Genomic DNA, 21692 nt, shown 5'->3' with positions numbered 1-21692 from the left:
CCAACCGCCGTTTAGCGAAAGTTTTTTCGAAGAGTAAGAATATTCCTACCCTCTTCGATTCGGTAATCAACCGAATCCATCAGTTTTTCAATTAGGTAAACCCCGAATCCGCCTTTCCGTTTTCCGGAAAGGTTTTCCTCGATGGACGGATCCTTAACTCTAGTTCGATCGAAACCCGTACCGGAATCGGTCAGGACGATCGTGATAGAATCCTCAGTGAAGCGTATTTTACAATCGAATTTCGGATTCCTTAGAAGGGTATCCTTATATCCGTGCATTACTATATTTGTTCCGGCTTCGTCGCAAGCAAGTAGGATATCATCGCGGAAAGCTTCGTCCAGATTGCGTACTTTGATCGTGTCGTAAATGAATTCTCTAAACACTGGAATTTGGGCGGTATTCGCGTCAAAGGTCCTATAAAATTGATAATCGTCGTTGAATTTTAAAACTAGAACGGTAAAGTCGTCGAACGGTTCTTTTGATCCGGAAAATTTGCGGATCTCCCCGTATAATTCTTCTATGATTTTTTGCGAAGAGAAGTGTCTTCGGCTACGAATTTCCTCGATCATCCGCTCCAATCCGAATTCGAACCCTTGAGCGTCCTTTTCTTCCACTGCTCCGTCCGTGTACAGTACGACGATATCTCCCGGTTTTACCCTAAAATTACCTCCTCGGTATTTTGCCGTAGGAATGACCCCCAACGGCGGACCCTGGCCTTTGATCAATTCATAAGAACCGTCCTCTTTGATCCAGACTTGATCGTTATGACCGGCGGAAGCGTATTCTACCGTGAAGATCGAAGGATTATAATGAATAAAAAAAGCGGTGACGAACATCCCGAAATGAGAATCCTCGAAAATGAGTTCATTCCCTTGGCGTAAAATTTCTTCCGGAGTCAGATCGTGATTTCTAGCCAATGTTCGAATAATCGAAGAGCTCATTGCCATGAATAGCGCTGCCGGTAAACTCTTTCCGGAAACATCGGCGACTAAGAAGGAATATTGTCCGTCGCTATACTGATAATAATCGTAAAAATCTCCGGATACGTCTTTTGCAGGAACGGAAAGGATTCCCAAATCGAAGTTGGAGAGGAATACTTTTTCCGAAGGAAGAATGTTCTGCTGAATTTTTCGAGTAATATCGATTTCCTGCTGAATCGCTTTCTTCGCAAGCATCTCATTCCTAAGTCGAAACGCCTCGAATCCTTTTGTCACCTGAGACGCCATCGTTTGCAAAAGTTTGAAATCGGAATCGCGGTAAGAAAGTTTGTCTCTGCGATCCGCGACCGTCAATGCGCCGTACGGTTCTCCGCTAGACAAGAATAATGGAACGATAATATAAGAACCTTTTAAATAAGAGCGATCTAAAGCGTGAGGAAAAGGGTGATCCAAAATATCGCGCTTCAGGACGGGTAAGCCTTCGATTATGCTCGAGTAGATCTGTGAACCTTCTATCTCGACTTCCGGAATTCGATCGATTCTTTCGGTTTGCCCGTCAAAATACGCGCAATTGATATATCCATCCTTGGTCACGCTGTATAAAAATACGCCGGAGATGGATGCATCCAATTCTCGATTTACTAATCGGATCGTTTTCCGAACCAAGCTCAAACGATTTCGGGATTGAGTCACTGCATGAGAAAGTTCGAATAAAGATTCAAGCTCGGAGACTTTCTTACGCAAGTCTCTGTTCGCTAATTCTAGATTCTGCAATAACCCGGTTTTCTGGATCGCGAGAGCGGACGTTCCCGAAAAACTTAAGAATAGTTCCAAGTCTTCGTTGTTAAACGATTCCCGATCGACCGTGTTGATCGCTTCGATGACCCCGATCACCTCGTCGTTTGCGACTAGAGGGGCCGCCATAATATTTCGCGTCGTAAATTGCGAGGCTCGATCCACCTCTTTATATACTCGATCGTCGTTTTGCGCATCGTTTATGATCATAGGTTTGCTTTCGCGCACGACCATACCCGCAATACCCTTACCGATCGGTACTTTCATCTTTGTAACGGCTTCGCTCTTTTCGCCTAAAACTGTGTGAAAATATAGATATTCCTTTGTTTCATCCAGTAATAAAACGCTGCAAGCTTCGGTCCGAAATACGGTTTTGGAGGAAAGCATAATGGCTTCCAACAGTTGAGAGAGATCCAAGGAAGAATTGATCAGCCCCGAAACTCGTATCACTTCGGTTAGCAGAAAATCGAATCTTTCGGATTGTCGTTTGGCTTGCGCGGCTTCCAACACTAATTGGGTGGTGGCTAGCAAGGATAATGTTACTAAGGATGAGTCGCCGGAGAGATAGGATTCTTTTAAGAGTCTTCCGATCGTTTTGCATGTGGTTCGCAACAATTCAAAGTCGGTCTTTGCGAATCGGTCCGCCGTTTGCATTCCTCGAAGAACCAAGACTGCATAAACCGCTCCTTTCGGAAGGGATGATCCTGTTTCATCGATTTTTAATTTACAGATAATGATTGGAGAATTGGAATGATGCTTAGCCCAGGGAGGAGTTTTACCTTTCTCGAGTAGTAGATCTTTTCCTGCTTGAGAAAATGCCCAATCTCCCGCCTCCACCAAATCCTTAGTGGCTACTCCGGAAACAAGTCTAAGTTCTCCGGGATTGATTCTGGAAAATACGGCCCCGGCTTCCGCATGAGTCAAGGTCATTGACTCACGCAAAAAGCTGTCAAAGATCGCGGAGACTCCTTCCCCTTCCTCTAAAGAGAGGGAGCCGTCGGGACGGCTGCGAAGCAGAGTCTCCTGTTTCTTAATCTGGGTCAATGGTGAAGGTTAAGATTGAAACTTAAGAGATTCTTCCCGAAGTTTCTTGTTAGCAAGTTCCAATTCTTTGATTCGATTCATTGCAGAAATGAGTTCATCTCTAGAAAGATTTGTAACGACTGAGGTTGCGTCAAACGCCTCCTTAACGTCTTTCAATTCTTGTCCGGAATATTGAATAATCGTTTCATACATTCTAATGATTTCATCAGCATTTTCTAATTCCTGTTCGTTCAGTCGCAGGACTTTTTCGTAGCCCTTGATAATGTCGTTCTGGATTTTTATTTTTTTCTTTAGTTCCTCTATGGATTCGCTCATCCACATGCTCCTAACAATTATCTATTGACAGTACGACCTCTCATGGGATCGTGGGGCCCGAGGGGACGTAGCTCAGTTGGGAGAGCGTTTGAATGGCATTCAAAAGGTCGGGGGTTCGATTCCCCTCGTCTCCATCGCCTTCCCAATTCCCCTATAACTACTTACGTTTCAGAATCACTGTCAATATCTTTTGAGACCGATGAACGATAACCATTGGAGTTTTACTAGTAAAGGAACCCCTAAAGGAGAGGAAATTCTCTGGATCAGGGATGGTTGGAATTTGTCTTTTTCATCCCGAGAGCCGAATTCACCCGACGGTTTTCATTTAACCTTTGCCGTTCCTCCTAAGAATTTCGGAACGGAGACTTTCAACGAATTATTTGCATACGTCTCCTCCAGAAAAAGAAAAGTAAATTTAGTTGCCGAAGGTTTCTCCACGAGATTTGCATGGGAACTCGCTCTTAAAAACAAGGAAGCCGTCCAATCTCTTTTTCTGCTCTTTCCGAACCCGAGTCCGGTCTCCGGATTTGCGCTACCGATTTTGGAGAAGGCCGATTGGATTCTAAAGAATCTAAGCCTTTTACCGCGATTCTTAACCGACCCGTTTTCGTTGGATAAAATTCTCTCTCAGTTCGATGAGAACGATATTTACGAATCGGAAATATCGGCGTTTTTGGGGATCCTCCTGCCAAGGACCGTCGGACAACTATCGGCTCAGGCGGAACATCTCTCTCGCTTATCAAAGCGGACTCAAATTTATCGTTGGGAAACCAGAAATCCTAGATTTTCCGAACCGGACATGCATAAGTTGAATAAAATCCTGGAGTTGTTCTGGAATAATAGTGGGCAAAAACGGTCTAAGTCTAGGATTAAGACTAAATTCTAAATTAATATGTCCATTCGTAAAATTCTTAAGATAGGTGATCCAGTACTGCGTAAATCGAGCGAACCTGTGCATCCTGACGAACTACTTACCAAAGAGTTTAAAAAGCTCATTAAAGATATGTTCGATACCATGCGGCACGCGGAGGGCGTCGGTTTAGCGGCTCCTCAAATTGGAATTCTGAAACAGATGGTTGTCGTAGGCACCGACCCAAAGGAAGATTATCCTGAAAGCTCCCGCGTTCTGGAGAGAGTGATTTTAAATCCCGAGATAACCCCCCTGACCGAATCTGTCGATGGGAATTGGGAAGGCTGCCTTTCCGTTCCTGGAATGCGAGGCTTTGTGGAAAGGCCGAACAAAATTCGAGTTACTTGGATGGACGAAAAAGGGAATCGGCATGAAGAAGTGCTGCAAGGCTACGAAGCTGTCGTTTTCCAGCATGAATGCGATCATTTGAAGGGTGTTTTGTATGTAGACCGGCTAAAAAGCACCAAACTTTTCGGTTTTAACGATTCTATGGAATTGACAGGTCCGATCCTAGACTGATTATTCGTCTTTCAAACCTGGACCGGGTTCTCCATGAAAACTATTCTAGAATATTTTCTTTCGAAGAGTATCTTCGTCAATCTTCTCACATTCCTTATCATTATGTTTGGCGGGTTGACTGCCGTTTTGATGAACCGGGAAGCGTTTCCTAATATCAATTTCGATATCGTTTCCATTTCCACTTTGTATCCGGGAGCTTCACCTCAAGAAGTGGAGAAATTGGTTACCAATCCTTTGGAAAAGGCGATCAAAGAAGTGGACGGAATTAAGGAATATAGATCCGCCTCTATCGAAGGTAGATCCGGTATCGTAGTCACTCTGGATCCTGATGCGAAAGATTCCCAGAAAGTAGTAGACGATATCAAATCCGCCATCGACCGGGTGGAGGATGTTCCGGAAGATGCGGAGGATCCGATCGTAACCGAGATTACGACGGCGAGAACTCCGGTGATCGAAGTTTCCGTCACGTTAAAAAGCGACGACGGATCGATTGAATCCGAGAAGAAACTAAAAGCCCACGCAAAAATCGTAGAACAATCCTTACTCGATATTTCCGGAGTAGCAAAAGTCGTGCGCCGCGGATGGAGAGACACCGAAATGCAGGTGGATCTGAATCCGGGCGGTTTGAATAGCCGTTATTTGACCGGTCAGGACGTAATTAGCGCATTACGAAATCGGAATGTGAATGTACCCGGCGGAAACGTAATCGGTTCCGAAAAGGAAATCATTCTTCGAACCGTGGGAGAATTCGATACCCCCGACGAAATTTCCAGAGTGCATGTTAGAGGTAACGAAATCGGATATGCGATTCGAGTTCAGGACGTGTCCAAAGTCACGGAAGGTCTAAAAGAAGCCGATTATTTGGAAAATGTGAACGGAAAAAAGACCGTCGCGTTGACGGTTCTAAAACGACAAAGCTCGGACGCGATCAAAGTCGTCGACGACGTGAAAAAGACCGTCGAGAAATTCCGCCAAAGTAATACGGAATATGAATATGCATTCGTAAACGATTTATCCAAGTATATTCGCCGTCGATTGAACGTACTCATTTCGAACGCAGGTTTCGGAATGGTTTTAGTGACGGCTTCCCTTTTCTTCTTTTTAGGCTGGAGAGTCGCTTTAATGACCGCGCTCGGAATTCCGGTTTCCTTCGGCGCTACTTTCATCTTAATGAATTATTTCGGACTGACCTTGAATTTGATTTCGATGTTCGGTTTAGTGTTGGTAGTGGGAATACTCGTCGATGACGCCATCATTATCTGCGAAAATGTGTACAGGTATATAGAAGAAGGTCTGCCTCCGTACGAAGCCACCTTAAAAGGTACTTTGGAGGTCGTTTCTCCCGTTACCGCGACGGTAACAACGACCATCGCCGCATTTGCCCCGATGTTATTCATGTCGGGAATCTTCGGAAAATTCGTGTACAGTATTCCGCTGGTCGTGATCATAGCTCTTTGTGCTTCCCTCACGGAGGCGTTCTTTATCCTTCCTAATCACTTATACGATATCAATAAGAGAAATGTTAAAACCGGAGAAATCAAAGGAGAATCGGGTTGGTTTGCGAGATTTCGTAATACGAAGTATATTCCCGTTTTAAAGTTTTCTCTCTCCCACCCTTGGTCCATGACTTTCGGTATCCTCGGACTTTTAATCGTAAGTTTCGTTATTCTTGCGAATTATCCGCGGTTTAAATTATTCCCCGGTTCGGTAGATCAGTTTTACGCAAAAATTACCGTCAAGACTGGCGCCAGTCTTTCGGAAACTTACCGCTATCTAAAAGTGATCGAAAAGGAAATCGCAAAGATTCCCCCGGAAGATTTGGAAAATTACGCCACGAGGGTCGGGATCATTCAAGCAAACCCGAACGACCCGTTTACCAAACGCGGAAAGCATTTTGGAATGACGATGGCCTATCTAACTGCCGAAGAAAATCGTAAAAAATGCCATAAGACCGACGATATCATCAGACGTTTACGGAAAAGGACTCTCTGGCTTTTGAACGATGAATCTCGTAAAATCGAAGAAGGACGGATCAAGCAAGAAGCCATTAATAAGAAGGACGAATGCGATGTCGATGAGCCGATCGTGATTCCCGAGGAATTTGCATCCTTACGTGGGAAGTTAGTCGCCCTTGAATACGAAAAACTTTCCGGCGGCCCTCCTGTGGGAAAACCGATTGCGATCGAAATCCGCGGAGATGAATACGATACGCTCTTGAAAATCGCGGCCGAATACAAAGAGGTTTTGGGAAAAGTGAACGGAGTTACCGATATCGCCGACGATTTTAACGAAGGAAAGGACGAGGTTCGTATTAAGGTCAGTGAATCCCTTGCCTCGACCGCCGGCGTTTCCGTAACCCGAGTCGCGCAGGCCATCAATACGGCTTTTCAAGGAACAGTCGCGACGAAGATCAAGCGTACCGACGAGGAAGTAGAAGTAAAGGTCCGTTTCCCCGAATCCTATCGTCAGTCTGTTACCAGCTTGAATCACGTATATGTTTCGAATTTGCAGGGGAAAATGATTCCCGTTTCGAGACTCGTCACCATACAAAGAAATCCGGGCTTCTCCAATATCAATCATTTGGATGGAAAACGTGTCATGACCGTTTCCGCAAATCTTGCTTCGGGTAAAAATACGAATCCAAGTAAAGCGAACTCGGAAACGAAAAAATTGGCCGACGCCCGTAAGATTCTCGAAAAGTATCCGGGATATACGGTGCGGTTCGGAGGAGAGAATAAGGATACGGACGATTCGTTTAAATCCTTGGGACTTGCTTTCGCAGCCGCCTTTCTGATTATTTATATCATACTCGCTTCCCTGTTCGGCTCCTTATTGCAGCCACTGGTCGTAGTCAGTGCGATACCGTTTTCGTTTATCGGAGTCATTCTTGCGTTCGTTTCTCACGGAGAATACTTCGGATTCTTGGCGTTTTTAGGAATCGTGGGTCTTTCAGGAGTCGTAGTTAACGACTCGATCGTTCTCGTGGATTTTGCCAACTCTCTTCGGAAAGCTAACCCGAACAAAGATATTATAGAAGTGCTTTTGGAAACCGGGAATTTACGACTCCGAGCCGTGATTTTAACTACGGTGACGACCGTTCTAGGATTACTTCCAACCGCCTACGGAATCGGAGGGTTCGATCCGTTCTTGGTTCCGATGGCTTTGGCATTCGGTTGGGGACTAGCTTTTGCGAGCTTAGTTACGTTGGTAATGGTTCCCGTCTTTTATCTTCATCTATATCGATACCAAGCTTGGTTTTCGGGTTTGTCGAATCGAATTTGGAATTCAAAACGGAATCAGCCGGTTTATTCTTTCGTTTCTTCCCCGACTCCTCAAAAGGAAAAGAAGAAGAAATAGAGCGTATTTAGAAAAGCTTCTGCGAAGTAAAGACTCTTAGATCCTGTAAACCCACGATAAGACTTCCGGACGCGGAAGTTTCGACAAAAAGAATCTTGGTTCTTGGAAGCAGATGTTCTTGGATCGGACGGAAGCGCTTCTACAACCGGTTGCTCCGGCCAGGATTTATTGATGGCATTTAAGCCGCTTTCCAGTAATGCAAAGGGTATTGTTCAAGCGACACTATCGGTTTCGAATAATGAAATCGCAGCACAGCGATTTCTCGTTTCGTCTCATCAAAGTATCGAATCATAGCGCGGGCACGCGAGGGAGAATCCGGAGGAGGCGCTCTGCTCCGGTTTAAATATTATTATAAGAAGTTTAATCTAGACCGCTTAGTCTTGCTGGTCGTTTAAAATTTCCGGAACAGTCACGAATTTATAACCTTTGTCCAACATAGCTTGGATAAAATCGGGAAGAATATAGATTAATTTTTCGGTCTGCCTTGGGGATCCTAAATGCATAAGTATGATTGCGCCGTTCATTCCATTCTTGTCCGATTGTTCCCAGCGGTACAGGAAATCCAGCATCTCTTGTTTGGTTTTATAATGCGGGTTTTGGATCAATTTCGTTTTCCCCGACGCGTCCCTTCGCGTGACGTATTTCTTATAAACGAAATCGGGAACATCGAGCGATCCTACGGAATTATTGCTCCAGAAAATATGATTTTCATATCCATAGTAAGCGTACGTATCGAGCAGAATCGGATCGACTGCTCCGTAAGGCAGGCGATAGTACTTCGTTAAGTTCGCTCCGGTCAGAGTTCGAAATTTTTCTTCAACCGCTCTCATTTCTTCGAGCAAGTCGTTCAAATCAGGAATGTCATCGTTCACGTAACTGAGCAAAGCCCGTTTTCGCAGCGAGGGTTCTCTTAAACTGCGCGGAAGATTGTAATGACTCCAAGTATGATTCCCGAAGACTACTCTCCCCTTTAAGGCCACCAATTTTTTTAAGTAATGTATATTCGTATTGGAAAAGAGCGAACCTCCTTTCTTTGCGGGATTCTCGTTCGATACGAATAATGTTACCTTAATCGGAAAGCGTGTCATAAATTCATAAAGAATTTGTAAATCTTCTCCCGTACCTAGATCGAAAGTAAGAGCAATCTCTTTAAAGTTTGTATTTCCCCGAGTGATGTTTTTACCGATTCCTTTCGTCGGTAGGGATTGATTTAAAATTTCGAGATTTTTTTCGATCTCTTCGTGTAAGTCCCCTTCGGGAACATCGTCAAGCAACGAGGATTTGAATCGCAAAACTTCCTCTTCCCTCTGCTGTTCGTCCAAGCGAAGACTTGTAATGTCTTCGGAAAGAACCGAGATGACTTTGTTCTGCTTTTCGACGGTAGTTTGGAGCGAGTCGAGCCGACGCGCCAAAGCAAAAACCGTCGTAACGGTCAAAATTAAGAAGAAAAGTCCGGACGAGGCTAATCTAATAGTACGAAATTTCCGCTCCAAAACCTCGGATTGGATTCCCGTATCTTGGATTTCCTTAATCGTTTTTGAAAGAACAGTCGACTCTTCTTCGCTAAGCATGGGTATAATATTGACCGACTAACCTAACTGACCAGACGGAGGAATTTTCCCTTTTTCCCTTGCCGAATCAAGTACTCTCTGCCTCGCGAAAGAGTAAATTTCTCGTCTCCGAGTTTCTCCTCATTGACATAAATTCCGCCGGATTTGATAATTCTTCTTCCCTCGGAAACGGACGGAACAAAATTTAACTTAGCCAGAATCCAAGCTAATTGGGGTGTTTCTGATTCGGAGAAAAATTCCTGCCCAAGCTGCGTAACTGCGATATCGTCCGGAATCGCCCTGGATTTAGGATTGTGGATCCTGTTCCACTCCTCGATCGCTTCCGAATTCTTTTCAGGGGGAGAAAACTGATCCATAATCAATTTTGCCAATTCGGTCTTCACTTCTTTCGGATGTAGGCGTCCGGATTCCATCCCGACCTTTCTTTCGGAAATTTGATCCAAAGGAAGGTCCGTTAATAAATCGTAATAATTCCACATAAGGTCGTCGGATATGGACATCAGCTTCCCGAACATATCTATCGGCTCTTCCGTAATTCCTACGTAGTTTCCGAGAGATTTGGACATTTTTTTTACGCCGTCTAGTCCCACTAATAACGGAACGGTCAAGACGCATTGAGGTTCCTTGCCGTATTCACGCTGTAAGTCGCGCCCAACGAGAAGATTGAATTTTTGATCCGTTCCTCCCAACTCTACGTCGGATTCCATTTCTACCGAGTCGTAGCCCTGTACTAACGGATATAGAAATTCGATAAGTGAAATTGACTGACCGGATTTGTATCTCTTACTAAAATCATCCCGTTCCAATAGCCGCGCGACACTGTATTTTGAGGATAGGACGAGAACGTTTTCGAAATTCATCCGAGAACACCAAGATGAGTTATAGACGATCTTAGTTTTTTCCTTATCCAACACCTTGAACACCTGGTTTTGATAGGTTTTTGAATTTTCTAAGACCTCTTCTCGCGAAAGACGTTTTCTGGTTTCGGATTTCCCTGTAGGATCTCCGATCATTGCAGTAAAATCGCCCAATAAAAAATGTACCTCATGTCCCAGCTCCTGGAAATGGCGCATTTTTCTGAGAAGGACGAAATGTCCTAAATGAAGATCGGGCGCGGTCGGATCGAAGCCCGCCTTGATTTTGAGAGTTTTTTTCTTGTTCAGCTTAGCGAGAAGTTCCTCTTCGCTAATCACATCTACGCAGCCGCGTCTGATGATTTCGATTTGTTTCTTTGCTTCCATGTAGTCCGAGTTCGTTCTTGTTTAGGAAATCTATTTGCAAATTCGCAGGCGGAAACAACCCTGTAAAGCAGGAAGACGTTACGTATGCAAAAACAAGACCGTAAAACTAGATTTCGGAAGCTTTCCGAGACCGAATTCGATGTCCTTATTTTAGGCGGAGGATCAACGGGAGCCGGGGCCGCTTTGGATGCAAGTTTAAGAGGTCTCAAAGTGGCTTTGATTGAAAAGGCCGACTTTGCTTCGGGGACTTCTTCCCGATCCACTAAACTGATTCATGGAGGAGTACGCTATTTAGCGCAATTTCATTTCAAATTGATCCATGAAGCCTTAACCGAAAGACAAAGACTTTTGGAAAATGCTCCCCATCTTGTGAAACCGTTACCGTTTGTCCTACCCACGTATAAATTCTACGAAAAACCTTACTATAGTATCGGAATGACTATGTATGATATCTTAGCTTGGAAAGGAAAACTTCCCGCTCACAAGCGCATTTCCAAAGAGGAAGTGCTGAAGGATTTTCCTTCCCTCAAGAGAGAGCATCTTGTAGGAGGCATTCTATATTATGACTCCCAATTTAACGATTCTCGCCTGAACGTTTTACTCGCGCGCTCCGCACAAATGGAAGGCGCCGTGGTGCTCAATCGCGCCGAACTAATCTCCTTCAAGAAGAAAGACGGTAAAATTATCGGAGCGAAGGTAAAGGATCGTATCTCCGAGCAGACAATCGACGTCAAAGCTAAGGTAGTCGTGAATGCAACCGGTCCTTGGGTGGATGATATTCGATTAAAGGATGATCCTAGGACATATCGCGTATTATCTCCGAGTCAAGGGATTCACTTAGTATTTAAGAAGGAAACGATTCCGTGTAATACCGCCTTAATCATCCCCAAGACTAAAGACGGGCGCGTCGTCTTTATGATTCCTTGGGAAGATCATGTCGTACTGGGGACGACCGACACACCGGTTGACGAAATATCCGAAGACCCGATGCCCCTAGAATCCGAAGTGGAATTTCTTTTAAATACCGGATCGGATTATTTGGAAAAACCCGTTTCTCGAAAGGACATCATTTCGGTTTACGCGGGCATTCGTCCTCTCATCTCTCCGGAAGGAAATCAGGACACCAAAAGTATCTCCCGCGAGGAAGTCATTCTAACTTCTCCCTCCGGTTTGATTACGATGGGGGGCGGAAAATGGTCCACTTATAGGAAGATGGCTGAGGATTTGATTGATCGAGTGATTCGAGAAGGCAATCTTTCCCCTAATAATGGTTGTAAAACGTATCATTATGATTTCCCCGGGAAGTCCGGATTTTCGGAGCAATTATATTTAGAAATCCGTAAAACGTACAAAACGTCGGAACTAACTTCCAAACGTCTGCAAAATGCATATGGCGGAGAAGTCTTTACCATTCTTGGTAAGAAGCCGACCGCGCTCGGGGCCGGTCTGGAATTCTTTAAGGAAGAAGTGGAATGGTTTATTTCCGAAGAATTTGCACTCACCGTCACGGACATAATCGCCAGACGTTTTCGGGTTCAATTTGTGGACTTAAAACTAGCGGGAAAGTTGATTCCGCCGGTCGCGCAGATTTTATCGAAATCTCTTGGTTGGAAGGAAGCGGAGAGAAAAAAACAAGAGGAGTCTGCCAGGACTCTCCTTCAGTCATTGGCGGCGACGACTACTATCGATGCGAAAGCTAGGTAAATAAAAAGGCGGAGAGCAAGTCTTCCTGCTTCCCGCCTTGATCGAAAAATATCTTTCCGAAACGTCCGGATTCAAGATTCCTAAAAAATCCACACCGGGTTAGATCGTAAAATCAGTCTATATAATCCCTGAGTTTTTTGGAGCGAGACGGGTGTCTTAGGCGACGCAATGCTTTCGCTTCGATTTGACGAATCCTTTCGCGGGTTACTTTAAACTGATAACCGACTTCCTCTAACGTTTGCGGATATCCGTCATCCAGACCAAAGCGCATACGAATGACTTTCTGTTCCCGCGCCGGTAACGTATGTAAAACCTGACGAATCTGTTCTGCGAGAATGCTGGAAGCCGCGGAATTTACCGGAGATTCCACGTCTTTGTCCTCGATGAAATCGCCTAATTCCGAATCTTCCTCGGATCCGACCGGAATTTCCAGGGAAATAGGTTCTCTTGCTACGTTTTTGACGGCCTTTACTTTTTGAACGGGCCAACCCAAACGTTCCGCGATTTCCTCGTTGGACGGATCTCGACCGAATTCTTGAACAAAAAGGCGGGTTTCTCGAATCACTTTATTTACTTGTTCGATCATGTGAACGGGAACTCGGATCGTTCTTGCTTGATCGGAAATCGCGCGCGTAATCGCCTGCCGAATCCACCAAGTCGCGTATGTGGAGAATTTATAACCTTTCTTATACTCGAACTTGTCGACCGCTTTGATTAATCCGATATTTCCTTCCTGAATTAAATCGAAGAAGTGCATACCGCGATTTGCATAGCGTTTTGCAATCGAAACGACGAGTCGAAGGTTCGCTTTAACGAGTTCTTTCTTGGCTTGAGCGATTTCGCGCTCGCCTTTGATAATTTTCTCTCCCCAGTCTTTAATTTCTTGCACGGAGGAGCCGGCTTCTTGCTCCATGCGACGGAGCTTTCTTTCGTTGTTTCGAATATCTTTAATGACTTCTCGAACTTCGTCGATGGAAACACCCATCATCTTTTCGATATCTTCGAGCTTTTCGTTCTTCTCGATAAAGCGGTTGAATGCTTTTATATCTCTGACATCGTACCCGTATTGTGCCTTAATTTTTAAGAAATGACGGTCGATCTCTTTGATACGGAAAACCATGGACTTGATTTTCTGGGAGATTTTTTGAATTTCTTTTTGGGAAACTCCGAGTTCGCGGATCGCAGTATCGATGATTCCTTTGGATACGTCGATTTTTTCCTTAAATTCTTTGAACTTCTTGGAATTCTCGGAGTATTTGCGAATTCTAGATTGCGCTTCCTGAAGAACCTTCTCTTGTTCCTGTATGACCGAGATGTTTTTGAAGAAGAGTTCCTCCAATTTCTTGGCCTCTTCCGCATTCATCGCGTACATTTTATCTACGCGAACAAGATCATAGACCTTGGTTTTTTTGCTTCGGATCTTAGGTAGAAGTTTGATAAAGTTGGCGCGAAGTATCGACGACCCTAAGATCGTTTCCTCGATAATCTTTTCGCCCTTCTCGATTTTCTTTGCCAGAAAGACTTCCGTCTCACCGGAGATCAGATTTACTTTTCCGATTTCCTTTAGATAAAGCCGGATAGGATCTTCGGAGCCGCCCGCTGCAGAGGCAGATTCTTTCTTTTTGCGCGCAGGTTTTGCGGGAACCATACTCGGATCGTCCTTTAAAACGACTGCCGAAGAAGGCTCTAAAGTTTTCCTGGTGTACTCTTCTACAATTTCGATTCCCATCTCATGCAAAAGCGTGAAGACGTCATCGATCTTTTCTGAGTTCAGGATCTTATCCGGAAGTATCTCGTTGATTTCGTCGTAGGAAATTTCGCTATTCGCCTTTCCTATCGCGATGATCTTCTGAACTTCGGGCATGCTTTGCAAATTTTCCATCATGGGGATTCCTCTATCGTATTGCCGAGCCGGCGTTGCGAATATGCTCTAAGAGCTTTTCCTTCTCGGTCTTGTAATATGCCAATTTAGTTAGTTTTTCCAGTTGGTCTAGGCTGGAATCTCGATCGAGCTCTCTCATTCTTTCGTCGATTACGAATACTTTTTGTTGTTCCAGTAAAAGTCCGAAAACTTTGGAGGCTTCTTCTAAACTCATTTCCGATTCGTCCAAAAGAAACGGTGCAATCGCTTCCTTGAATTCGTTCGGCACTTCGGAAGCTAATATAGCCGCCGGAGAAATTTCTTCCTCGCTAACATACCGGGTATATAAAAAGTCCCAAAGAAAGGCGCTTTTAGCGTCTAAGAATTCCATAGATGACAGTTCTTCCGAAAAAGAAAAAAGTGCGTTCATTCGTACAAGAAGAGCTATCAGTTTTCGCTCGCAATCTTCTGCGGGACTTGGACCGGAAATTCGCACTCCCGGTCTACCTCTATTATCGGACCCGGCAGGTGCGAACTTGGCTCCCCCGCCTTTATAATCTCGCAAAACCGCATCCATGCTAATTCCTAGTTTACGAGCCCCGAGCCCTAGGAAAAATTCTCGATCGGAATCACGGGTCAACCCGCGGAGAAAGCCGTATAGATTATCCAAAGCCTTTCTTTTTTTCTCCGGTAGGGCGCGAGAATCGGTCTTTTCCAGTAATTCATCCACTACGAATGAGGAGGCGGGATGCGACGTTTCGAGCAGCTTTTGTAATTCCTGGCGCCCGCTTTCCTTGGAAATATCGAAAGGATCTTTTCCCTCCGGAAGAAGCACTACGGAACATTCTAGTCCTTCTTTTAGACAGAGTTCGGCGGCATGAAGTGCCCCTTTTCGACCGGCAGAATCCCCGTCTAGAACTAAAAGGAAGCGATCGGCGAACTTTTTCATCGTTCGAATATGATTTTCCGTAACTGCAGTGCCCATGCACGCCACTACATTCTCGATTCCTTTCGAGACTAATCCGATCACATCCAAATATCCTTCCACTAGGATTGCGGTTCTGGATTTTTGGATGGATTCTTTTGCCTGATATAGATGGTAAAACGTTCTACCTTTGTCAAAGATCGAAGACGCGGGACTATTCACGTATTTTGCTTCTTTTCCCGATCCCAAAATCCGTCCCGAAAACGCTATAACTCTGCCGGATAGGTCCAGAACGGGGAACATGAGCCGCTCTCGGAAAAAATCATACGGTTCACGACCTTTATCGGATTCTCGAATAAGTCCGACATCTAAGGCCGCTTTGATCTCTTCTTTTGAGGAGAATACTTTAGGGATTAAATTCTGGAATCCGGGAAGCGAGAATCCTAGCTGAAAACTTTTTTGGACTTCTTCGCCTAATCCTCTCGAATTCAAATAATCTCTTGCTGCAAGACCCTGGGGAGAACGAAGATTTTCTAAGAAAAATTGCAAAGCCTTGCGATTTACTTTGTAAAGTAGTTCGGTCTTTTCTTGTTCGTCTTTCCCTTTCTCTTGGATCGGAATCCCGGAATACTCGGAAAGAATTTCCTTCGCTCTTTGAAAATCGACGCGCTCGTAGCTCATAACGAACTGGAAGATATCGCCGGAGGCTTTGCATCCGAAACAATGATAGAACTGCTTATCAGTGGAAACGTTGAATGAAGGAGATTTTTCCTGATGGAAAGGGCAAAGCCCGACCATATTTTTTCCGCGTTTTTGAAGCGGTACAAATCGACTGATATAGCTTTCGATGGGAACTTCCCTACGTACTCGGTCGATAAACTCCCTTTGGAACTGCAATGGTTGCCCGCTTAGGAGAGTTTGGATTTAACGATCGCAGAGACCTTTGATCCGTCTATGTTCAACCCTTTAAACTCGGCCATGACTCTCCCCATGACTTTGCCTATATCTTTCGGACCTGCCGGTTTTAACTCGCTCACAATTTTGTCTAAAACTGCGACAATCTGATCTTCAGAAACTTCAGGAGGAAGATAGGATTTGAGAACTTCCGCTTCGGCCTTTTCTTTATCTGCTAAGTCGGGCCGATTCGCCTTTTCATACATTTGAATTGCATCGGTTCTCTTTACATAACTTCGCTTGATTAAAACGATAATCTGCTCGTCTACTAACTCTTGAGCGCCTGTTTTCGTTAATTCGTATTGAATGTCCGCCTTAAGAAGACGGAGTGTGGACAGAAGAGGTTCTTGCTTTGACTTAATAGCCTCTTTCAGGTCGGTATTGATCTTTGCCTGTAGGGACATGTTCCTCCCCTTTTCACTGTCCGAGATCGCGTGGATGCGGTTTAACCGCGATCCTTCCGCGAGAAGAGGCGCTTTTTCTTTTCAAGCTTGCGTTTTGCAGACTCTAGTGCCTTCTTCTTTTTGATGCTTGGCTTTTCGTAGAATTCACGACGTTTAATTTCGCTCATGATTCCAGCATTAGCACAATCCCTCTTAAAACGTTTGAGGGCGGATTCGATTGATTCTCCTTCCTTTACGATGACTCCTACCATTCGGTGGAATTCCTCCTGTACGGATTTTAGGAACCGGATCTGTGGATTTCGGCCTTACTTTGGCGGGAAAACCAACCCTGAAGGACAGATTTCCCCGAGGTCCGGAAACAGGGAGTAAAAATCCCCTGATTTGCTATCTTCCTAATTTAAGGTTTCCTGTCAAGGGAATTTATCCCTAAATTTGGTTCCGGCGACTCTGGCTGTAGTTAAAATTTATAGATTGGTCAGATTGGAGGAGTATTTTTACCAATATTGGTAAAAATACTGCTTTTTTAGGTTTGAAGGGTGTTGGAGTATTTTGTAGAAGTTCCTACAATCTGCACGATCCTCGGATTCATTCGGAACGAGAATTCCGGATCGCAATTTTAGGACAAAATGGATTGTAGAAGTTCCTACAAACTATCTCAGGCGGCAAAGAAATCGGCTTTCTGTATTTTAGAAATTTCAATCGTAGCCTCGATTCCGAAGGTTCCGTTCTTAATTACGATATCCCCGTCCATTCTGCGGTTCTTATCTAGTTCGATAATAGTTCCATCTTTCAACGTGAGAATAATATCAATTCCGCGATAGTTGATATAACGTTCCAAGGTGGCTCTAAATTTTTTCGCTCTATCTTCCATCTTTATCTCCCGTACGTTCCAATTTACGGTACAAACGTTCATTTTCAGAAGAGAGTTTTTTTAATGTGATAAGATTTTTGAATGGGGGGTAAAACCGACGCTGGAACTACCCTATCAAGGGGCGAAGTAACTTTTCATATACGGGTCGAAAAGAATTCAACGGCTCGGTGATTTCGAGGAAACGAATTTCATAATCGATAATTAGATGATTCACTTGAAAAATGACTTCATCAAACCTGCTTTTTACGATATCCAATCGACAATCCGGGCAAAAGGTCAGAAAGGACCGGGAATTCAAAACGTAGAGTTTGTCGTATGGTCGCAAATGCGCCTGTATGACCGATTTTAAATCGGTTAGAATTTCACCGGATTTCTGTTCTCCCAAAAGTCGAAAATACTGGGAGAGGTCTTGGAAATAAAAATGAGTTAAAACCATCTCCGAACTCAAGGAATTCTTTACGTCTCTCAGGAACTGGTTGGTAAATTCTTCGAATACATCCGGAATCTGCGTTTTGGTTATTGGTGAATTCACGGCTTTTCTTAATATCGACCGAACGGATTTGATTTTCACCCTTTTTTTCTTTTGCAAAATGGCGGCCACCCGGTTAAAATTCCCCCTCCCGATTCAACGTTAGAGCCGATTCTTTCTCACAAATCCGGCTTGTCTTCTCAACAGGGCACGATTTCATAACCGAGTACCATTTGCTAACTACAGGAGATTCCCGTGACGACCGCACATCCGACCCAATTGATGAGTCTTTCCCAGTATTTGATTGAGGAACAATTGAAGCTTCCCCAAGCGACGGGAGATTTTACGGCTCTCATGAGTCACTTGGTTTACGCAGCAAAAATCGTTTCTAGGGAAGTCCGAAAGGCGGGGTTGCTCGATAACATATTGGGTTCGACCGACCAAACGAACGTACAGGGCGAAACGGTCATGAAGCTGGACGAATATGCGGATAAAATCTTTACCCATACTCTCACTCGTTGCGGTCACCTTTGTGCAATGGGAAGCGAGGAGCAGGAAAATATCATTCCGATTCCGTCCGGTTATAAGATTGGAAAATATACCATTGCGATCGATCCCCTGGATGGCTCTTCCAATATAGATGCTAACGTATCGATCGGTACGATATTCTCCGTTCATTTACGGACCTCGCCTCAAGGAACGCCGGGAACCAAGGAAGATTTACTTCAAAAAGGGGCAAAACAAAGAGCCGCAGGATACATCGTTTACGGATCTTCGACTATGCTAGTCTTGTCCGTCGGCAAAGGAGTTTCCGGATTTACTTTGGATCCTTCCTGCGGCGAATTCATACTTTCTCATCCGGAAATGAAGATGCCTGAATCCGGCGGAATCTATTCCATAAACGAAGGGAATTATAATTACTGGTCGGACGAAGTAAAAAATTATATTCGAGATATTAAATCCATCGAAGGCGGACGCAAACCTCAATCCGCTCGTTATATAGGATCTCTTGTTGCGGATTTTCATAGAAATTTACTGAAAGGCGGAATCTTCCTGTATCCAAACGATACCAAATCTCCGAAATATCCGAAGGGAAAACTGCGATTGCTATACGAAGTCGCGCCGATGGCGTTGATCGCCGAGCAAGCAGGAGGAGTTGCCGTTACGGTAGAAGGGCAAAGAATTTTGGACTTACAACCGTCCGAACTTCACGAAAGAACTACATTTATCGTGGGTTCAAAAAAAGAAGTGGAGCATTTCCTTACTTTTATCAAAAAATAGTCAGGAAGAATTCCGAATTTGATGTGATGCCGGTCGAGACTTCCTCGTTCCTCCGATTCGATTTCATTTTAATGCATTATTGGAAATCGAATCGGTAAAGTCTCTGATTACTAGGATGTAGGCAAGGTCTAATTCCCCTTCCACTATGACGAATTTATTTACCGTCAACACTTCCGTCATAACTCTATCTTTCGAGACTATAAAACCATGCGAAGGAATGTCTCTGTTAGATTCCGTTTTTAGCAAAGTCTCTATATCCGCATCTTTAGAAGGAGAAGAAGCCAAGATTCTGACTACTTCTTTGAGCGGGCGTCCGGACGCTTCCGGCTCACTCCAGCCGGTCAACTTTTGCGCGGCTCCGTTAATAAAGCAAATATTTCCCGACCGATTGACCGCAACGATACCTTCTTGCAAATTATAGAGTGTCGCCGATACAAGACGATCCTCTTCTAAAAATCCTTTTTCAATCTTATGCCTGTATAAAGTAAGCTCTATCGCAATTTGAAGTTCCCTACTTTGAAAAGGTTTTAGAATGTAACCGTCGGGTCCGGTTGCCTTCGCCCTAGATAGCGTTTGTGCGTCGGAAGAAGCGGTTAAGTAAATGATAGGTACGTCCGAAAATTTATGAATTTGTTCCGCCGCCTGGACTCCGTCTATGAATCCGTTGGATAGAATTATATCCATAAGAATCAAATCTAAATCGGTATTTTCAGCTTTTGTAACTGCCTCCTCTCCCGTATAGACGATAAAGGGAGCCGGGTAACCCATTCTTAAAATTCTGTGCTTGATATCTTGAGCGACGAGTCCTTCGTCTTCAACGATGAGTATTTTTGCCGTTCCCAAACTGCGCCTTCCTTTCCGGTTGTTACTAAAATCATGACTCGATCAGTAGGTTCTGCAGACTTCCATATCAACAATACCTTTAATATTTTCTGAAATACAGCTGAATAAGAGATAGCCTTCCTTTCTTTTCTTCTTCAATGCGTGATTACTCAATGCGGCCTCAATTAGAACTTGAAGTCCTCTGATTCGAAACGGTTTCAATACGTAAGCGTACGGTTTTGTCGCAATAGTTCGCAAAACTGACGATGAGTCCGCGTATGCGGTCAGAAAAATAACAGGAACGTCTATTTTCCCTCCGAATGCCATTGCAGTCTCGACGCCGTCGAGTACACCCGAAGAAAACATAATATCCATTAATAATAGATCGGGAGGAGCTTCGATTACCCTACGAATCGCTTCTTCTCCGTTACGGGCTATACTTATATGGGAATATCCTGCTTGAATTAGGCGGCTTCGGATGTCTTTCGCGACTATACTTTCATCTTCTACAACTAGAATTCTGGCTAAATTCGTACTCATCTCTTTACCCGACTCCGATCTTTAAACGCTAGCGTAAATTTCGTCCCAAACTCTCGATTCAAATGCAATTGCCCGTCTATCTGCTCGGCAAGCGTACTTACTAATTGTAAGCCTAAAGAATCGGCTTGTCTATAATCAAAATTATCCGGAAATCCGATACCGTCGTCCTCGACCGTTAAAATGTATTCATCTTCGAGATTTTTTATGGAAACCGAGACTTTACCTTCCTCTCTACCTCGGAAGCCGTACTTCAGGGAATTTGTTACTAGCTCGGTTACGATTAAGCCGCAATGTATAGCCGAATCCAATCCGAATGTTACCGGATCGGCATCAATTTCGAAACTGATTTTAGAATCTATCCGGTAAGTTCTGAATAAATTGGTCACTAAATTACTTAAGTATTCCTTAAAATCCATCTTAGCCAAATCTTCGTTTTGGTACAACAGTTCATGAATGAGCGCGATTGATCTGATTCTGGATTGAGAGTCTTCGAACATCTCCAACGATTTCTGATCCTTAATGTAGTTTCCCTGCAAACTTAATATGCTTGATACGATTTGAAGATTATTCTTTACCCGATGATGTATTTCGCGAAGAAGCACTTCCTTCTCTCGCAAGGAATTTCGCAGGGCTTCCTCTGCCCGTCTTCTTTCTAAATTTTCCGTCATTAGTTCGCCATTGACTCGATGTAACTCGGCCGTACGTTCTTTGACTCGAACCTCGAGCTCATCATGGCTTTGTCGAAGCAACTCCTCTTGCAGGATTAGAATTTTATTTTTTTTGAATAGGTCGACAAATACGGAGACTTTCGATTTTAGTATTTCCGGGGCGATCGGTTTAATTAAAAAATCGACCGCTCCTAGCGAATATCCCTTGAACATGACAGTATCACTGTTACTGTAAGCGGTCAGAAAAATGATCGGGATTTGCGCGCATTTTTCACGTTGGCGTATCAACGAAGCGACTTCGAATCCGTCCATTTCGGGCATTCGGACATCCATGAATATTAAAGCGAAATCTTCGGGATCAAGGAGTAATTTTAAGGCTTCCTGCCCCGAATATGCCTTAACTATATTCAATTCCGGATCGGCAAGAATGTATTCCATAACCCGTATGTTTTCGGGATTATCGTCAACGATGAGGATATTTACTTTAAATTTTAAATCCATAT

General features: G+C 44.1%; 19 protein-coding genes and 1 tRNA gene. 7 read left to right on the top strand and 13 right to left on the bottom strand.

Translation table 11 applies throughout. The annotated features are described in order from the left end of the window. Positions 1-11 precede the first annotated feature (11 nt). Both LEP1GSC058_RS01770 and LEP1GSC058_RS01765 read right to left on the bottom strand, forming a co-directional pair. Complete coding sequence (locus LEP1GSC058_RS01770; RefSeq protein WP_408605688.1) at positions 12-2750, bottom strand: SpoIIE family protein phosphatase; 2739 nt, start codon at positions 2748-2750, stop codon at positions 12-14. 36 nt (positions 2751-2786) lie between these two features. Continuing rightward, complete coding sequence (locus LEP1GSC058_RS01765) at positions 2787-3092, bottom strand: hypothetical protein (RefSeq protein ID WP_016548072.1); 306 nt, start codon at positions 3090-3092, stop codon at positions 2787-2789. A gap of 61 nt (positions 3093-3153) precedes the next feature. Between LEP1GSC058_RS01765 and LEP1GSC058_RS01760 the strand changes: the two genes are divergently transcribed. The 5 genes from LEP1GSC058_RS01760 to LEP1GSC058_RS01740 all read left to right on the top strand — a co-directional run bounded on the left by LEP1GSC058_RS01760 (position 3154) and on the right by LEP1GSC058_RS01740 (position 8172). Continuing rightward, a tRNA-Ala gene (locus LEP1GSC058_RS01760) sits at positions 3154-3226 on the top strand. Between the two features lie 65 nt (positions 3227-3291). Continuing rightward, a complete protein-coding gene (locus LEP1GSC058_RS20435) occupies positions 3292-3978 on the top strand; it encodes a hypothetical protein (protein WP_016547918.1) in 687 nt (228 codons plus the stop codon). Positions 3979-3984: 6 nt separating this feature from the next. Continuing rightward, positions 3985-4521 carry a peptide deformylase gene (gene def, locus LEP1GSC058_RS01750; RefSeq protein WP_016548198.1) on the top strand — a complete coding sequence of 179 codons (537 nt, stop codon included), beginning with the start codon at positions 3985-3987 and terminating at the stop codon, positions 4519-4521. Positions 4522-4554: 33 nt separating this feature from the next. Then, positions 4555-7878, top strand: a complete 3324-nt coding sequence (locus tag LEP1GSC058_RS01745; RefSeq protein ID WP_016548257.1) for an efflux RND transporter permease subunit — start codon at positions 4555-4557, stop codon at positions 7876-7878. A gap of 102 nt (positions 7879-7980) precedes the next feature. Further along, positions 7981-8172: a hypothetical protein gene (locus LEP1GSC058_RS01740; RefSeq protein ID WP_039947909.1), complete on the top strand. Its 192-nt coding sequence runs from the start codon at positions 7981-7983 to the stop codon at positions 8170-8172. An 80-nt stretch (positions 8173-8252) separates the two neighbouring features. Here the strand turns inward: LEP1GSC058_RS01740 and LEP1GSC058_RS01735 are convergent, their stop codons facing one another. Continuing rightward, complete coding sequence (locus LEP1GSC058_RS01735) at positions 8253-9449, bottom strand: polysaccharide deacetylase family protein (RefSeq protein WP_016547925.1); 1197 nt, start codon at positions 9447-9449, stop codon at positions 8253-8255. 23 nt (positions 9450-9472) lie between these two features. After that, positions 9473-10690, bottom strand: a complete 1218-nt coding sequence (tyrS, locus tag LEP1GSC058_RS01730) for a tyrosine--tRNA ligase (protein ID WP_016547897.1) — start codon at positions 10688-10690, stop codon at positions 9473-9475. 84 nt (positions 10691-10774) lie between these two features. Between tyrS and LEP1GSC058_RS01725 the strand changes: the two genes are divergently transcribed. Beyond that, positions 10775-12394 (top strand): glycerol-3-phosphate dehydrogenase/oxidase, encoded by a 1620-nt coding sequence (locus tag LEP1GSC058_RS01725; RefSeq protein ID WP_016548045.1) that lies wholly within the window; start codon positions 10775-10777, stop codon positions 12392-12394. Between the two features lie 112 nt (positions 12395-12506). On the opposite strand, the gene rpoD is transcribed toward LEP1GSC058_RS01725, so the two are convergent. The 6 genes from rpoD to LEP1GSC058_RS01695 form a co-directional block, all read right to left on the bottom strand. Next, positions 12507-14276, bottom strand: coding sequence for an RNA polymerase sigma factor RpoD (rpoD, locus tag LEP1GSC058_RS01720; RefSeq protein WP_010569752.1), 1770 nt, complete (start codon positions 14274-14276; stop codon positions 12507-12509). A gap of 13 nt (positions 14277-14289) precedes the next feature. Continuing rightward, positions 14290-16077, bottom strand: a complete 1788-nt coding sequence (gene dnaG / locus LEP1GSC058_RS01715; RefSeq protein WP_039947907.1) for a DNA primase — start codon at positions 16075-16077, stop codon at positions 14290-14292. An 11-nt stretch (positions 16078-16088) separates the two neighbouring features. After that, positions 16089-16538 carry a GatB/YqeY domain-containing protein gene (locus LEP1GSC058_RS01710; protein WP_016547817.1) on the bottom strand — a complete coding sequence of 150 codons (450 nt, stop codon included), beginning with the start codon at positions 16536-16538 and terminating at the stop codon, positions 16089-16091. A gap of 41 nt (positions 16539-16579) precedes the next feature. Next, positions 16580-16789 carry a 30S ribosomal protein S21 gene (gene rpsU / locus LEP1GSC058_RS01705; RefSeq protein WP_010569755.1) on the bottom strand — a complete coding sequence of 70 codons (210 nt, stop codon included), beginning with the start codon at positions 16787-16789 and terminating at the stop codon, positions 16580-16582. Between the two features lie 404 nt (positions 16790-17193). Further along, positions 17194-17409, bottom strand: coding sequence for a hypothetical protein (locus LEP1GSC058_RS01700; protein WP_016547923.1), 216 nt, complete (start codon positions 17407-17409; stop codon positions 17194-17196). Positions 17410-17515: 106 nt separating this feature from the next. Continuing rightward, on the bottom strand, positions 17516-17956 hold the full coding sequence (locus LEP1GSC058_RS01695; RefSeq protein WP_051133753.1) for a hypothetical protein: 441 nt from the start codon (positions 17954-17956) through the stop codon (positions 17516-17518). A gap of 204 nt (positions 17957-18160) precedes the next feature. Between LEP1GSC058_RS01695 and fbp the strand changes: the two genes are divergently transcribed. Then, the gene (gene fbp, locus LEP1GSC058_RS01690; RefSeq protein ID WP_039947905.1) at positions 18161-19159 is read left to right on the top strand and encodes a class 1 fructose-bisphosphatase; all 999 of its coding nucleotides are present in this window, start codon (positions 18161-18163) and stop codon (positions 19157-19159) included. A 63-nt stretch (positions 19160-19222) separates the two neighbouring features. On the opposite strand, the gene LEP1GSC058_RS01685 is transcribed toward fbp, so the two are convergent. Genes LEP1GSC058_RS01685 through LEP1GSC058_RS01675 form a run of 3 tightly spaced genes read right to left on the bottom strand, consistent with a single transcriptional unit; the run spans position 19223 to position 21690 of the window. Then, entirely contained in the window at positions 19223-20002 is a 780-nt protein-coding gene (locus LEP1GSC058_RS01685) for a response regulator (RefSeq protein ID WP_016547868.1), read from the bottom strand. Positions 20003-20044: 42 nt separating this feature from the next. Continuing rightward, the gene (locus tag LEP1GSC058_RS01680) at positions 20045-20521 is read right to left on the bottom strand and encodes a response regulator (RefSeq protein WP_016547949.1); all 477 of its coding nucleotides are present in this window, start codon (positions 20519-20521) and stop codon (positions 20045-20047) included. Continuing rightward, positions 20518-21690, bottom strand: a complete 1173-nt coding sequence (locus tag LEP1GSC058_RS01675) for a histidine kinase dimerization/phosphoacceptor domain -containing protein (protein WP_016548241.1) — start codon at positions 21688-21690, stop codon at positions 20518-20520. Before LEP1GSC058_RS01675 ends, LEP1GSC058_RS01680 begins: the two co-directional genes overlap by 4 nt. Positions 21691-21692: the final 2 nt, after the last annotated feature.

The organism is Leptospira fainei serovar Hurstbridge str. BUT 6 (genome assembly GCF_000306235.2).
Taxonomy (GTDB): domain Bacteria; phylum Spirochaetota; class Leptospiria; order Leptospirales; family Leptospiraceae; genus Leptospira_B; species Leptospira_B fainei.
The sequence above is the reverse complement of the archived record's forward strand: the minus strand, read 5'-3'. Positions and strand labels throughout refer to the sequence as shown.

Excerpts from the sequence above, each read along its gene's own strand:
- rpoD (WP_010569752.1), bottom strand. The coding sequence starts at position 14,276 with ATGGAAAATTTGCAAAGCATGCCCGAAGTTCAGAAGATCATCGCGATA.
- def (WP_016548198.1), top strand. The coding sequence starts at position 3,985 with ATGTCCATTCGTAAAATTCTTAAGATAGGTGATCCAGTACTGCGTAAA.
- LEP1GSC058_RS01675 (WP_016548241.1), bottom strand. The coding sequence starts at position 21,690 with ATGGATTTAAAATTTAAAGTAAATATCCTCATCGTTGACGATAATCCC.
- rpsU (WP_010569755.1), bottom strand. The coding sequence starts at position 16,789 with ATGGTAGGAGTCATCGTAAAGGAAGGAGAATCAATCGAATCCGCCCTC.
- LEP1GSC058_RS20435 (WP_016547918.1), top strand. The coding sequence starts at position 3,292 with ATGAACGATAACCATTGGAGTTTTACTAGTAAAGGAACCCCTAAAGGA.
- LEP1GSC058_RS01700 (WP_016547923.1), bottom strand. The coding sequence starts at position 17,409 with ATGGAAGATAGAGCGAAAAAATTTAGAGCCACCTTGGAACGTTATATC.
- fbp (WP_039947905.1), top strand. The coding sequence starts at position 18,161 with ATGAGTCTTTCCCAGTATTTGATTGAGGAACAATTGAAGCTTCCCCAA.
- LEP1GSC058_RS01735 (WP_016547925.1), bottom strand. The coding sequence starts at position 9,449 with ATGCTTAGCGAAGAAGAGTCGACTGTTCTTTCAAAAACGATTAAGGAA.
- LEP1GSC058_RS01765 (WP_016548072.1), bottom strand. The coding sequence starts at position 3,092 with ATGAGCGAATCCATAGAGGAACTAAAGAAAAAAATAAAAATCCAGAAC.
- LEP1GSC058_RS01745 (WP_016548257.1), top strand. The coding sequence starts at position 4,555 with ATGAAAACTATTCTAGAATATTTTCTTTCGAAGAGTATCTTCGTCAAT.
- LEP1GSC058_RS01680 (WP_016547949.1), bottom strand. The coding sequence starts at position 20,521 with ATGAGTACGAATTTAGCCAGAATTCTAGTTGTAGAAGATGAAAGTATA.
- LEP1GSC058_RS01710 (WP_016547817.1), bottom strand. The coding sequence starts at position 16,538 with ATGTCCCTACAGGCAAAGATCAATACCGACCTGAAAGAGGCTATTAAG.
- LEP1GSC058_RS01725 (WP_016548045.1), top strand. The coding sequence starts at position 10,775 with ATGCAAAAACAAGACCGTAAAACTAGATTTCGGAAGCTTTCCGAGACC.
- tyrS (WP_016547897.1), bottom strand. The coding sequence starts at position 10,690 with ATGGAAGCAAAGAAACAAATCGAAATCATCAGACGCGGCTGCGTAGAT.